The organism is Bradyrhizobium sp. STM 3557, assembly GCF_045571465.1.
Classification (GTDB): domain Bacteria; phylum Pseudomonadota; class Alphaproteobacteria; order Rhizobiales; family Xanthobacteraceae; genus Bradyrhizobium.
The window spans coordinates 2364888-2377430 of sequence record NZ_CP120697.1; the positions used below are offsets into that span (position 1 = coordinate 2364888).

Annotated in this window: 13 protein-coding genes and 1 pseudogene; 7 read left to right on the top strand and 7 right to left on the bottom strand. The window is 64.0% G+C overall.

Annotation, left to right across the window (positions count from 1 at the left end; all coding sequences use genetic code 11):
- The 7 genes from P6U24_RS10710 (at position 1) to P6U24_RS10740 (ending at position 8119) form a co-directional block, all read left to right on the top strand.
- Positions 1-1098: an aldose epimerase family protein gene (locus tag P6U24_RS10710; RefSeq protein ID WP_407159088.1), complete on the top strand. Its 1098-nt coding sequence runs from the start codon at positions 1-3 to the stop codon at positions 1096-1098.
- Positions 1095-1979 carry an SMP-30/gluconolactonase/LRE family protein gene (locus tag P6U24_RS10715; protein WP_407159089.1) on the top strand — a complete coding sequence of 295 codons (885 nt, stop codon included), beginning with the start codon at positions 1095-1097 and terminating at the stop codon, positions 1977-1979. Before P6U24_RS10710 ends, P6U24_RS10715 begins: the two co-directional genes overlap by 4 nt.
- Positions 1980-2081: 102 nt before the next feature.
- Positions 2082-3152 (top strand): multiple monosaccharide ABC transporter substrate-binding protein, encoded by a 1071-nt coding sequence (gene chvE, locus P6U24_RS10720; RefSeq protein ID WP_407159090.1) that lies wholly within the window; start codon positions 2082-2084, stop codon positions 3150-3152.
- A gap of 72 nt (positions 3153-3224) precedes the next feature.
- Entirely contained in the window at positions 3225-4796 is a 1572-nt protein-coding gene (mmsA, locus tag P6U24_RS10725; protein ID WP_407159091.1) for a multiple monosaccharide ABC transporter ATP-binding protein, read from the top strand.
- Positions 4797-4798: 2 nt separating this feature from the next.
- Entirely contained in the window at positions 4799-5989 is a 1191-nt protein-coding gene (gene mmsB / locus P6U24_RS10730; protein ID WP_407159092.1) for a multiple monosaccharide ABC transporter permease, read from the top strand.
- Positions 5990-6377: 388 nt separating this feature from the next.
- Positions 6378-7850, top strand: coding sequence for a putative sulfate exporter family transporter (locus P6U24_RS10735; protein ID WP_407159093.1), 1473 nt, complete (start codon positions 6378-6380; stop codon positions 7848-7850).
- Between the two features lie 116 nt (positions 7851-7966).
- Positions 7967-8119 (top strand): hypothetical protein, encoded by a 153-nt coding sequence (locus tag P6U24_RS10740; protein WP_407159094.1) that lies wholly within the window; start codon positions 7967-7969, stop codon positions 8117-8119.
- Positions 8120-8321: 202 nt separating this feature from the next.
- Here the strand turns inward: P6U24_RS10740 and P6U24_RS10745 are convergent, their stop codons facing one another.
- From P6U24_RS10745 to P6U24_RS10775, 7 genes and pseudogenes are all read right to left on the bottom strand, one after another.
- Positions 8322-9941 (bottom strand): rhodanese-like domain-containing protein, encoded by a 1620-nt coding sequence (locus P6U24_RS10745; RefSeq protein ID WP_407159095.1) that lies wholly within the window; start codon positions 9939-9941, stop codon positions 8322-8324.
- Entirely contained in the window at positions 9898-10488 is a 591-nt protein-coding gene (locus P6U24_RS10750) for a cysteine dioxygenase (RefSeq protein WP_407159096.1), read from the bottom strand. The genes P6U24_RS10745 and P6U24_RS10750 overlap by 44 nt, the downstream gene beginning before the upstream one ends.
- A 205-nt stretch (positions 10489-10693) precedes the next feature.
- Complete coding sequence (locus P6U24_RS10755) at positions 10694-11104, bottom strand: nuclear transport factor 2 family protein (RefSeq protein WP_407159097.1); 411 nt, start codon at positions 11102-11104, stop codon at positions 10694-10696.
- Between the two features lie 185 nt (positions 11105-11289).
- Entirely contained in the window at positions 11290-11478 is a 189-nt protein-coding gene (locus P6U24_RS10760; RefSeq protein WP_407159098.1) for a hypothetical protein, read from the bottom strand.
- 55 nt (positions 11479-11533) lie between these two features.
- A complete protein-coding gene (locus P6U24_RS10765; protein WP_407159099.1) occupies positions 11534-11761 on the bottom strand; it encodes a hypothetical protein in 228 nt (75 codons plus the stop codon).
- A 301-nt stretch (positions 11762-12062) separates the two neighbouring features.
- A pseudogene (locus tag P6U24_RS10770) lies at positions 12063-12266 on the bottom strand (hypothetical protein); the annotation flags it as partial.
- Positions 12267-12319: 53 nt separating this feature from the next.
- On the bottom strand, positions 12320-12487 hold the full coding sequence (locus tag P6U24_RS10775) for a hypothetical protein (RefSeq protein ID WP_407159100.1): 168 nt from the start codon (positions 12485-12487) through the stop codon (positions 12320-12322).
- Between the last annotated feature and the right edge of the window lie 56 nt (positions 12488-12543).

Below are 12543 nucleotides of genomic sequence, written 5' to 3' on the forward strand. Positions count from 1 at the left end.
ATGGCGAACGCGCATATCACCCGGGATGTCTTCGGCACGCTGCCCGACGGCCGCGCGGTCGAGCGCATTGCGCTGCATGGCGCTGGCGGTTTCGAGGCACGGATCATCACCTTTGGCGCTGCACTCCAGGCGTTGATCGCGCCGGACCGCGGCGGGGTCTGCGACGACGTCGTGCTCGGCCATGACAATCTGGACGGCTATGTCGACAAGCGGCAATTCTTCGGCGCCAGCGTCGGCCGCTATGCCAACCGCATCGCGCATGGCCGCTTCGTGCTCGACGGCGAGACCGTTCAGCTCAATACCAATGACGGCCCGCATGCCTTGCACGGTGGCCCGGATGGTTTCGACCGCAAGCTCTGGCAGATTCTCGACATCGACGAGGGCGGGCAGCCGGCGGTGACGTTGCGCTATGTCAGCCCTACGGGCGAGGAGAATTATCCTGGCCGGCTCGACGTGCGCCTGACCTATCGGCTCACCGGTCCGACCGAGCTGTCGATTTCGTTCGACGCGCGCACCGACCGCCCGACCATCGTCAACCTCACCAATCACAGCTTCTTCAATCTCGAAGGTCTGTCGGCGATGACGGACATTCTCGGCCATGAACTGACGATCGATGCCGATGCGTTTCTCGCCATCGACGACACCGCGATTCCGCTGCCGGAGCCGCCGCGCGCGGTTGATGGCACGCCCTTCGATTTCCGGAGCGCGACCGCGATCGGTGCCCGCATCCGCGCCGATGAGCGGCAGCTCCGCGGCAGCCTTGGCTATGATCACAATTACTGCCTGCGGGGCGGCCAGGGCGTGCGGCTTGCGGCGCGCGTGGTGGCGCCGCGCTCCGGCCGGGTGCTGGAGCTGTCGACCGACCAGCCGGGCCTGCAATTCTATTCGGGCAACTATCTCAACGGCAGCAGCAGCGGCAAGGGACGGCTTTATCGCCAATCGGACGCATTCTGTCTGGAGCCGCAAGTCTGGCCGGATACCCCGAACCGGCCTGATTTCCCAAGCGCCCGGCTGGCGCCGGAGGAGGTCTATCGTCATCACAGCGTCTACCGTTTCTCGACCTCGGGAGCAGCAGCGACCCAGGGAGCCGCGGCATGATTGAGCAAGTGCCGACCTCCATTCTCTGCGAAGCGCATTGTCATCTCGGTGAAGGCCCGACCTATGATGTCACGACGGGCACCGCCTGGTGGTTCGACATCCGCGAAGGCAGGCTGTACGAGGCGCAGCTCGGCAGCGGGAAGGTTCGGGTGCATCCGCTCGGCCGGATGGCGAGCGCGCTTGGGCGCATCGATGCCGAACGGCAACTGATCGTCGCCGAGGACGGGCTCTACATCCGCAATCTCGCCGACGGCACGCTGTCGCTCTATCGCCCCCTGGAAGCCGACAATCCGGCCACCCGCTCCAACGACTCGCGCGTGCATCAATCCGGCACGTTCTGGATCGGCACCATGGGGCGCCGCGCCGAGCGCGGGGCGGGCGCGATCTATGCGCTGCATCGCGGCGAGATCGTCCGACTGTTTCCGAATGTTACGATTCCGAACGCGATTTGCTTCTCACCCGATGGTGGTATGGGCTACTTCGCTGACTCCGCCGAGAACGTGCTGTATCGCGTCGCACTCGATCCTGCGACGGGACTGCCGTCCGGCGCGCCCGAGGTGCTGCTGCGGCAGCGCGGCACGGGCGACATTGACGGCGCGGTGGTCGATGCCGATGGGCTGATCTGGAATGCCTGCTGGGGCGGCGGCTGTGTCGATGTCTATAGCCCGCAAGGCGCGCATCTGCGCAGCATCGCAGTGCCGGCGCGGCAGGCGAGCTGTCCGGCCTTCGTCGGAGCAGACCTGTCGCGCCTGTTGGTCACGTCGGCCTGGCAGGACATGGACGAGGCGGCGCGGGCTGCCGATCCGGGACACGGCCAGACCTTCCTGCTCGAGGTCGGCGCGCGCGGTCGCGCCGAGCCCGATGTCAGGCTCGCAAGCTAAAAGGAGGGACAAAGAGCTAAGGCTGTATCGCCAAATGAGTTGTCGGAACCGTGATGATGTGTTCCGTTGTTCAATCTCTAATTGAAAAGCAGGGAGTAAACGATGTCAGGACTGAAGACGATCGCTGCGGCGGCCTTGGCCGGCCTCGGCATGATGGCGCTCAGCAGCGGCGCCTTGGCCCAGAGCAAGGCGACCATCGGCATCGCGATGCCGACCAAATCGTCGGCGCGCTGGATCGACGACGGCAACAACATGGTCAAGGTGCTGAAGGAGCGCGGCTACAACACCGACCTGCAATATGCCGAGGATGACATTCCGAACCAGCTCTCGCAGGTCGAGAACATGGTGACGAAGGGCGCCAAGGTGCTGGTGATCGCGGCGATCGACGGCACCACGCTGTCAGACGTGCTGAAGCAGGCCAAGGCGGCCGGCATCACCGTGATCGCCTATGACCGACTGATCCGCGACACGCCGAACGTTGACTACTACGCGACCTTCGACAACTTCCAGGTCGGCGTGCTGCAGGCGCAGTCGATCGTTGACAAGCTCGGCCTGAAGGAAGGCAAGGGGCCGTTCAACATCGAGCTGTTCGGCGGCTCGCCGGACGACAACAACGCCTACTTCTTCTATAACGGCGCGATGTCGGTGCTGCAGCCCTATCTCGATTCTGGCAAGCTCGTCGTGGCCTCCGGCCAGAAGGGCATGGACAAGGTCGCGACCCTGCGCTGGGACGGTGCCACGGCCCAGGCCCGCATGGATAACCTGCTGAGCGCCTATTACGGCAACAAGCGGGTCGATGCGGTGCTGTCGCCCTATGACGGCCTCTCCATCGGCATCATCTCATCGCTGAAGGGTGTGGGCTATGGCAGCGGCAATCAGCCGATGCCCGTCATCAGCGGCCAGGATGCCGAGGTGCCGTCGATCAAGGCGATGCTGCGCGGCGACCAGTACTCGACCATCTTCAAGGACACCCGCGACCTCGCCAAGGTGACCGCGGATATGGTCGATGCCGTGCTCACCGGCAAGGAGGTCAAGGTCAACGACACCAAGACCTACAACAATGGTGTCAAGGTGGTCCCGGCCTATCTGCTCAAGCCCGTGGTGGTGGACAAGAGCAACTGGGAGAAGACCCTGATCGACTCCGGCTACTATAAGAAGTCGCAGTTCGAGTAAGCTCGATGCTGCCGGCGGTTGCCTGAACCGCCGGCAGCCCCTTCCAGGGGTATCAGTGTGGGACATGATGCGATGACGGCAATTTTGGAAATGCACGGCGTCAGCAAGAGCTTTGGCAGTGTGCAGGCCTTGCGCGACGTCAGCTTCACCGTCCAGGCGGGCGAGATCCACGCCCTCGTCGGCGAGAACGGCGCCGGCAAGTCGACTCTGATGAAGGTGCTGAGCGGGGTGTATCCGCACGGTCGCTATGAGGGCCAGATCATCTTCGAAGGCGAGGAGCGGCGTTTCCGCGACATCAATGATTCCGAGGCGCTCGGCATCATCATCATCCATCAGGAACTGGCGCTGATCCCGCTGATGTCGATCGCGGAGAACATCTTTCTATCGCATGCGCCGTCGCGTCTCGGCGTCATCGACCGCGATGCCGTGTATCGCCGCACCCAGGAGCTGCTGGCCCAGGTGGGCCTCAAGGAATCGCCGGACACGCTGATCACCGATCTCGGCGTCGGCAAGCAGCAGCTGGTCGAAATCGCCAAGGCGCTGTCCAAGCGGGTCAAGCTCCTGATCCTGGACGAGCCGACCGCGAGCCTGAACGAGGCCGACAGCCAGGCGCTGCTCGACCGGCTTGTGACTTTCCGCGATCAGGGCATCTCCTCCATCCTGATCACCCACAAGCTGAACGAGGTGGCCCGCGTTGCCGATCGCATCACGGTCCTGCGCGACGGCCGTTCCGTCGACAGCATCGACTGCCATGCCGAGCCGGTGCTGGAGGACAGGATCATCAAGAGCATGGTCAACCGCGACATGGCGCATCGCTTCCCCGAGCGTCATGCCAAGATCGGCGAGCCCGTGCTGACGGTCGAGAACTGGTCGGTCTACCATCCGCTGCATACCGATCGTCAGGTGATCAAGAACGTCGACTTCACGGTCCGTCGCGGCGAGGTCGTCGGCATCGCCGGCCTGATGGGCGCCGGCCGTACCGAATTCGCCATGAGCCTGTTCGGACATGCCTGGGGTACCCGAATCACCGGCCGCGCGCGCCTCGAGGGCCGCGACGTCGACCTCTCCAGCGTGCCGGCGGCGATCGATGCGGGGCTTGCTTATGTCACCGAGGATCGCAAGCAGCTCGGGCTCATCCTCGCCGACGACGTCCGCAAGAACATCACGCTGGCGAGCCTCAGGCAGGTCGCGCCAAACGGCGTGATCGACGACATTGCGGAGCTGAAGGCCGCGTCCGGTTATCGCACCCGGATGCGCATCCGCTCCTCCGACGTCTACCAGGAGGTCGGCCAGCTCTCCGGCGGCAATCAGCAGAAGGTCGTGCTGTCGAAATGGCTGATGACCGATCCCAAAGTGCTGATCCTGGACGAGCCGACACGCGGCATCGATGTCGGCGCCAAATACGAGATCTACGTCATCATTCATGAGCTCGCGGAAGCCGGCAGAGGCGTCGTGGTGATCTCGTCGGAGATGCCGGAGCTGCTCGGCATCTGCGACCGGATCTGCGTCATGAACGCCGGCGCTTTCGTCGGCGAGTTCACAGCTAGCGAAGCCACGCAGGAAAAGATCATGCGCGCCATCATGCGCAACGAAGCCATCATCAATCAACAAGACGACCGCTTGATGCGGGTGGGAGGAGTTTGATCATGACCGACAAGACGGTTTCGCTCCCGGAGCAGAAGGCGCACGGCAGCTTCATCAAGAACAATCTGCGTAGCTACGGCATGCTGGTGTCGCTCTTCGTCATCATGCTGTTCTTCCAGTTCATGACCGACGGCACGCTGCTGCAGCCGCTCAATCTGACCAATCTGGTGCTGCAGAACAGCTACATCGTGATCATGGCGCTCGGCATGCTGCTCGTCATCGTCACCGGCCATATCGACCTGTCGGTCGGCTCGGTCGCAGGCTTCGTCGGCGCGGTCGCGGCGGTGCTGATGGTGCACTATCATCTCGACTTCCCCATGGCGATCATTGCCTGCCTCGTGGTGGGCGCGGTGATCGGCGCGGCGCAGGGCTATTGGGTGGCCTATTTCGGCATTCCCTCCTTCATCGTGACGCTGGCCGGCATGCTCGTTTTCAAGGGACTGGCGCTGGCGCTGTTGCAGGGACAGTCGGTCGGACCGTTCCCGGCCACCTTCCAGAAGCTGTCGTCGGGCTTCATTCCTGAGCTGTTCCCGAGCGCCGGCACGCTTTATCCGACCTCGCTTGCGATCGGCGCGGTGCTGACGCTGGCGCTGGTCTATGCCAGCGTCAAGGGCCGCTCGCGCGAGCAGGCGCATGGCATCGAGGTCGAGCCCTATCCGGTGTTCGTCGCCAAGAACCTCATCCTCGCCGGCGTCATTCTCTACTTCACCTATCTGATCGCCTCGCATCGCGGCCTGCCCAACGTGCTCGTGATCATGACCGCGCTGATCGCGCTCTACGGCTTCATGACCCGCCGCACCGTGATCGGGCGGCAGATCTATGCGGTCGGCGGCAACGCCAAGGCGGCGAAGCTGTCGGGCATCAAGGCCGAGCGGCTGGTGTTCCTGACCTTCGTCAACATGGGCGTGCTGGCGGCGCTTGCCGGCCTCGTTTTTGCAGCGCGGCTCAACACGGCGACGCCGAAGGCGGGTCTCGGCTTCGAGCTCGACGTCATCGCCGCCTGCTTCATCGGCGGCGCCTCGGCCTATGGCGGCGTCGGGCGCGTCGGCGGCGCTGTGGTCGGCGCCATGATCATGGGCGTGATGAACAACGGCATGTCGATCCTTGGCATCGGCATCGACTATCAGCAGGTCATCAAGGGCCTTGTGCTGCTCGGGGCCGTCTGCATCGACGTCTACAACCAGCGTCGCTGAGTCCGGCGCCAGCCAAAAACAGAAGCAAACGCCCCTGGTTCGACTCGGTCGGAGCAGGGGCGTTCTTTTTTTCAGTGCGACCGGCTATCCGCTTCGACAATGCGAGTTGGAGATCGCACTACCGCACATCCTCCGGGAGCGACTTCCCTTTGGTGTGCCATCGCCACGATCGAGATCGACCGACTTGCCCAACAAGGGGGTGGGGGACGCCAGGCCTTACGGAAAATCAGCAAAGAAAAACCTTTGCTACTCGGGCGGGTGCTGACGGCGTGTTCATGCTCTGCCATGGCCGAAGAAAGAAATCCTGTGAGATTGCCAGTCTTGCGCGAAATGCTTTGATGCGCGCGGCAGTGCTGCGGCCGTTCTCGCCGCGCGCAGGGGACGTTCGATGTCGGATATCGCAGTCAGGTCGGCCACAGAGGCCGTTTCCAAGGGAAGCTTGAGCGAGGACTGGCTCGCGCTCGTCATCGGCGTTGTGGTGTTTGCGCTGGCCCTGTTCAGCCTTGGCGGCATCGACCTGCTCGGCTGGGCGGTGACGACCTCGGTCTACACCGACATCACGACCGCGCTGGCGCCGGTTGCCAAGGGCTATGCCGCGCTCGGCGGCGTCGGCGCGCTGCTCGCCACCTTTGCGGCGTTGCTGGCGGTGCTGACCGTTGGCATCGCCGCGCTCGGCGGTGACATCAGTCGTTTCGTGCTCGCCTTTACCGTTGTGTTTGCGATCGCCTACGCGAGCTGGGTGGTCGGCAGCTATGCCTATGTCGCCGCTGTGACGCCGGCCGAGCAGCAGAAATTCGGCATCGCCTGGTCGCTGAAGCTGACGAACGAGGGCGGTTACATCGTGGCGCTGCTCGCCGGGCTCGTCATCGCCAACATCTTTCCGCGCTTTGCTGCGTGGCTGCGCGAAGCGATCCGCCCCGAGCTCTACATCAAGATCGCGATCGTGATCCTTGGTGCCACCATCGCGGTGACCGCCGCCGGCCGACTCAACCTCGCATCCGCGATCCTGCTGCGCGGCATCGCGGCGATCGTCGAGGCCTATCTGATCTACTGGTCGGTGGTCTATTTCGTCGCCCGCAAATGGTTCGGCTTCAGCCGCGAATGGTCGGTGCCGCTGGCCTCCGGCATCTCGATCTGCGGTGTTGCGGCGGCGATCGCGACCGGCGGCGCCATCCGTGCGCGCCCCTCGGTGCCGGTGCTCGTGTCGTCGCTGGTCGTGGTGTTCGCGGTGGTCGAGATCCTGATCCTGCCCTTCCTGGCGCAGACCTTCCTCTGGCAGGAACCGCTGGTGGCGGGCGCCTGGATGGGCCTTGCGATCAAGACCGACGGTGCGGCAGTCGCCGGCGGCGGCATCACGGAATCCCTGATCATGGCCAAGGCGGCCGCCGAAGGCGTCAAGTATCAGCCGGGCTGGATTCTCGCGACCACTGCGACGGTGAAGGTGTTCATCGACATCTTCATCGGCATCTGGGCCTTCATCCTTGGCTACATCTGGACCAACCACATCACGCCGCGCGCCGACAAGGCGAAGGCGTCCGAGATCTGGGAGCGCTTCCCGAAATTCATCCTTGGCTTCGTCGCGGTGTTCGCGATCTCGCTGTGGCTCGCCCTCGGCACCACGCCCGAGATCGCGAAGGCGCTGCCCGGTGCGGCCAATGAGGCCAATGTGTTCCGGGTGATCTTCTTCATCCTCACCTTCTTCTCGATCGGCGTGCTCTCCGATTTCCGCAAGCTTTGGCAGGACGGTTTTGCCAAGCTCGCCGCGGTCTATCTGGTCAGCCTGTTCGGCTTCGTGATCTGGGTGGGCCTGTTGATTTCCTGGCTGTTCTTCAGCGGCTTCAAGCCGCCGCTCGCCAGCTAGAGCCTTTTTCGTTCCGATTGAATCGGAACGGGGCTTTAGCTTTTTGTTTTGACGCGTTTTCTTGACGCGAACCGGTGTCCACTTCGCTTGAAAACGCTCTAAAGAAGGAGACTTCGATGTCGCTGAACGATGTGCGCCCCAGGGCGGAGAACGTGGTCGAGCCGCTGCTGCCGATCGAGAAGAAGCTGATCGGCTACAGCCTCGGCCTCGGCATCGTGCTGCTGCTGGTCCTGGTGACGATCAATCACTTGTTTCCGGTGAAGCTGTAGGAAGCACAACTGCAGCAAGTTCGTCATTGGAGCGAAGCGAAGCAATCCAGAGTCAAGCAGGAAGTCTGGATTGCTTCGTCGCTTACGCTCCTCGCAATGACGAAGCGGTGTGTAGCGCAGACAAAGGCGCGATTGCCCCGTAGCCACCGTCGCCGGATGCGCTCTTGATGATGGTCACGTTTCGCTTCACTCGCTTACGAATTCACACCACGTGAAAATTCGACACTGAATCATTGGCGAGCTGGGCGACAAGTTGCAGCTCCCAATCGATATAGGCCTGCATGGCCTCGGCCGCGTTGTCGGTGCCCTCATAGGGACGCTTGTAGACATCGTCAGGCGTCGAGATGAAGGAGCTGCGGTCGCGCTCGAGGGGGCGGCCTGATGCGGTCCACGCCCGCGTGCCGCCGCTCAGGACGCGCACAGTGCGAGGCGTTGCCGCGCGCGCATCGGCAAAGGCAAAATGCGCTTCGGCGCCATCGTCGCTGGTCAGCACGATCGGACCGTCGCCCGGCAGCTTGGCGAGATCCTCGCTGAAGCGCGAGGCGAGCACGAAATGCGCGCCGGGGATATGGCCGGCTGCATAGGTCGGGCTGCGGCTGAGATCGACCACCGTCCACGCTGCAGGATTGCTTGCGAGCTCGTTTACGCCGATGGCGGCTGCGCCGGCGTCGGGCAGCGCCGGACGGCGCGGCGCTGGAATGTCCTTTTCGCTCAGTGCGACGACCTCAGGGCCGACGATCGCCGCATCCCAGCCCATCTGCTTCAGCCATGACGCGGTCATGCGCGCGCGCACCCCGTCGTCATCGAACAGCACCAGCCGCGCGCCGCGTACCCCGACCCATTCGTCAGTGGCCTGCACCAGTTGCCCGCCGGGCGCCGAGGCGAAGCCGGCCGGGTGGCCCACGGCATATTCCTCCGGCGTGCGCACATCGAGGCAGTAGAGCGTATGCCGATCAGCCTCGCTGCGCAGCCGCTCATAGCTCGCGCGATCGAGCTCCACCACGCCGGTGCGTTCGGCCCAGGCTTTCGCATCACGTAATGCGGCGGCATGGCTCGCCTGCGGCCGTTCCAGGAAACGTTCGGTCCGGCCGCGTTCGACCTGGTGACCGGCGAGCGTCCAGCCGATCGTGCCGTTGCGCAGCGCGTAGACCTTGTTCGGCAGTCCGGCATTGATCAGCGACTGCGTGCCGATGATCGAGCGGGTGCGGCCGGCGCAGTTGACGATGATCGTGGTGTCGGCCGAGGGCGCGATCTCGCGTGCGCGAAAGGCGAGCTCGCCGCCGGGCACGCTGATGCCGCGGGGGATGCTCATGGTGCGGTATTCCTCGAAGCGCCGGGCATCGAGCACGACCAGATTCTGCTCGCGCTCGATCAGCGCCTTGGCCTCACCCGCCGACAGCGACGGCGTGTGCCTGATCGCCTCGACCAGCTCGCCGAACGCCTTGCTCGGCACGTTGACGTCGCGAAAGACCTCGCCCACCCGCGCGTAAGCGGAGAGGCCACCATCGAGGATCGAGACGTCGTTGTAGCCGAGCGCTGCGATGCGCTGCAATGCGCGCGGGGCGTAGCCCTCGCCATCGTCATAGACCACGACCGGTGCACTGCGCCGCGGCACCAAATCGAAAATCCTGAGCTCGATCTGCGAGAGCGGCAGCGACACCGCGAAGAACGGATGCGCCAGCGAGTAGGGGCCTTCCTCGCGCACGTCGAGCAGGGCGATCTCCTCGCCGGCGCGCCAGCGGCGGCGCAGCTCGGCCGGCGATGTCAGGCGCTGGTGCTCAGGATTGGGTGTGGTCGGGCCAGAGGTTGGGGACGGTGTCATTCGAATATCCGGAAATGAAGTCGTGCGCGGTGCCGGTGTCAGGATCGAACACCGAGCGGCGCACCCGGCCGATATTGGCGCCATAGACGTGAATGCTGACCGAGGATGCGTCGGCAAGGCCGTTCGCAATGGCATGGATGTCGCCGCTCTCGGGCGACACCTGGGCGATCTGGCCCGCGGCGAGCCGCTCGGGCGGCCTGGCCTGCAGCGATCCGTCGGCGCGGCGCTCGTAACCGATCGAAACCTCCTCGCCGCGCAGCACTCCGATCAGCCCCCAGACGCCGTGATCATGGATCGGCGTGCCCTGGTTGGGGCCCCAGACGAAGCTCACCACCGAGAAGCGGTCGAGCGGATCGGCGTAGAGCAGATATTGCCGGTAGCGCGCGCCGCCCGTGACCGCATAGGCCTCGGGCAACCAGTCGTCCTGCGCGATCAGTGCCGTCAGCTTCGGCGCGAGTTGCGCCAGGATCGCGGCCTCGCGGGTCTCGGTTTCGACAATCTTCGCAGTGTCGGTGATGAAGGATCTCAGCCGCGCAATGTCGCTCATGAAATGCTCGTTTGGTCCTGGCAAAGCATAGCTCGATACCACGGCCGATCACGGCAGGAACATAGCCGAATTTGCAAAGCTTCCGTGTCCGGCGCGATCATGCTTGCCAGACGCCATCGCGATCGGATTCATTTTGCGCAAAACATGTGCGCAAATTGGCCGCGTCTGCGCGAAAGGCACCCGCCGCTGCCTGGCTGATAATGATTCAGTGCACGCTGCGGCCCGGATTGGCCGGGTCGTCGGTCTCTCCGAGGAATTGCGCGATCGGGCTCGACTGGTGATGCACCAGCCGCCAGTGGCCGTCGATGCGCTTGAAATAATTGGTGGTGGCGAGCGGCGTGCCCTCGACCAGCTCGATGCACAGCACGCGCGCCTGGTCGGCCGCGACGATGGCCTGCGGCTCGGCGCAGACGATCTGTGGCCGCGCCGGATTTTTCAGGATGTCGCGCCAGCTGCCGAGCACGGCGGTGCGGCCGATGATCGCGGGCCAGCCCGGATGGATGCAGGAGATCGTCTCCTCATCCGCCCACAACTCGGCGAGCGCGGCAAAATCGCCGGCCGCGAAAGCCGCATAAAAGGCCGCGTTGGCGGCAATGATGGTGTCGACGTCGCTCATGGCTGATCAGGTGAGCCAAGCTCGCAGGGAAATCAAGCAGCAATTGGACACGGTCAGTGACCGGTTCAGCTGCGATGCGGCGCAGCGCGTGCGCGCGGCCCACCGGTTTTCATCCCTTCCAGTGGGCCAAGGGGGCGAGCGGGATCGATGCCAAGCTCACCAGAGCGCCTGGTCGCTTCTTCAGATCACGCGGTGTGTCCGTCGAAATCGGAATGCGGCGGCGTCTTCTTCTCGCGCTGGGGCGTCATCTTCGTCGGATCGGGCTGTCCCGGAATGCCGCGCGGCCCAAGCTGTTCTCTCTGCAGATCGTCCTCCGAGAATGGCGGCTCGACACCGTTCGGGTCGCGCCGTTTCGTGCGATCATTGCTGCTCATCGCATACTCCTGAACTTCGAAAATCACCTGTGCCGGCAACGGCGGCGAGGCCGCGTCACTTCGCCGTCGATTTTGGGATCAGTCGGCCGCCGCTGATTTCGTGGGTCATGTCACGGCTTTTGGAGCTTGCCTCCGTCTCCGTGCTGCGGGCCCGGCGAATCCATTCGGCGGCCTGCCCGATCCAGTAGGTACGGCGGGCAATATCCTGTCCTGCCCGTTCCAGACATGACTCGGCTTTTTTCAGGCACTCGTTGCGATCATTGTCAGGGGCCGGTTCTTGCATCGCTCTCGATCCACCGCCCCCGCGCACAACGTCGTCTCCGTCTCTGCCCAACTGGTCCGTTCGCCGTCGCCTCAAGCTGACGAGTCAATCCAGCCGCGCCGCCTGCGTTCCAATCTGAACGGCTGCACGCAACTGTGAACAGCGAGTCAGGAAGCGACGTAAGTCTGCCCTGCATGGGAATTTGGGCGAGATATGTCTGATCGCGACATAACGGCTGGATCGTGGCGACCGAAGCTGATCACCTGCATCAGCACTTGGTGAACGGCGCCGCCAAAGATGTTTGATGGCCAGCCTCGACCCTGCGCTTGCGAACAGGGACTGACTCGCCTGTCAGCAGCGATTCATTGACGTGAAGATCGCGATCGTCGACCAGCGTCGCATCCGCAGGGAGGCGATCGCCCTCGCTCAGGACGACGAGATCTCCGCGCACGACCTCCCGACCGGCAATGCGTCTGCGAATGCCATCGCGAACCACCAGCGCGCGTGGGCTGGTCAGATCGCGCAGTAGCCGTGAGTCGGCCTCCGGCCCGGTCAGCCCCGCCGGCGAGGTGGCCGCGGTCACGTTTTCCGCCGCATCGCCCACACGCCTCCAACCGCAAGGACGATGATCGCCAGCAGAATGGCTACCCAGGTCTGAACGAGGTCAAAGTGCATGGCATCACGCGCGACGAATAGCGCTGTGATGAAGCCAGCCATCACAAAGAGGACACGTAAAAGCACGCTCATTGCCGTCTCTCCCGGCGCCAGCGCACCTGGCATAGCACTCCGGCGAGGATTAGCAG

Excerpts from the sequence above, each read along its gene's own strand:
- P6U24_RS10740 (WP_407159094.1), top strand. The coding sequence starts at position 7,967 with ATGTCGCTGAACGATGTGCGCCCCAGGGCGGAGAACGTGGTCGAGCCG.
- P6U24_RS10735 (WP_407159093.1), top strand. The coding sequence starts at position 6,378 with ATGTCGGATATCGCAGTCAGGTCGGCCACAGAGGCCGTTTCCAAGGGA.
- P6U24_RS10715 (WP_407159089.1), top strand. The coding sequence starts at position 1,095 with ATGATTGAGCAAGTGCCGACCTCCATTCTCTGCGAAGCGCATTGTCAT.
- mmsB (WP_407159092.1), top strand. The coding sequence starts at position 4,799 with ATGACCGACAAGACGGTTTCGCTCCCGGAGCAGAAGGCGCACGGCAGC.
- P6U24_RS10775 (WP_407159100.1), bottom strand. The coding sequence starts at position 12,487 with ATGAGCGTGCTTTTACGTGTCCTCTTTGTGATGGCTGGCTTCATCACA.
- P6U24_RS10745 (WP_407159095.1), bottom strand. The coding sequence starts at position 9,941 with ATGACACCGTCCCCAACCTCTGGCCCGACCACACCCAATCCTGAGCAC.
- P6U24_RS10710 (WP_407159088.1), top strand. The coding sequence starts at position 1 with ATGGCGAACGCGCATATCACCCGGGATGTCTTCGGCACGCTGCCCGAC.
- P6U24_RS10765 (WP_407159099.1), bottom strand. The coding sequence starts at position 11,761 with ATGCAAGAACCGGCCCCTGACAATGATCGCAACGAGTGCCTGAAAAAA.
- P6U24_RS10755 (WP_407159097.1), bottom strand. The coding sequence starts at position 11,104 with ATGAGCGACGTCGACACCATCATTGCCGCCAACGCGGCCTTTTATGCG.
- P6U24_RS10760 (WP_407159098.1), bottom strand. The coding sequence starts at position 11,478 with ATGAGCAGCAATGATCGCACGAAACGGCGCGACCCGAACGGTGTCGAG.
- chvE (WP_407159090.1), top strand. The coding sequence starts at position 2,082 with ATGTCAGGACTGAAGACGATCGCTGCGGCGGCCTTGGCCGGCCTCGGC.
- P6U24_RS10750 (WP_407159096.1), bottom strand. The coding sequence starts at position 10,488 with ATGAGCGACATTGCGCGGCTGAGATCCTTCATCACCGACACTGCGAAG.
- mmsA (WP_407159091.1), top strand. The coding sequence starts at position 3,225 with ATGACGGCAATTTTGGAAATGCACGGCGTCAGCAAGAGCTTTGGCAGT.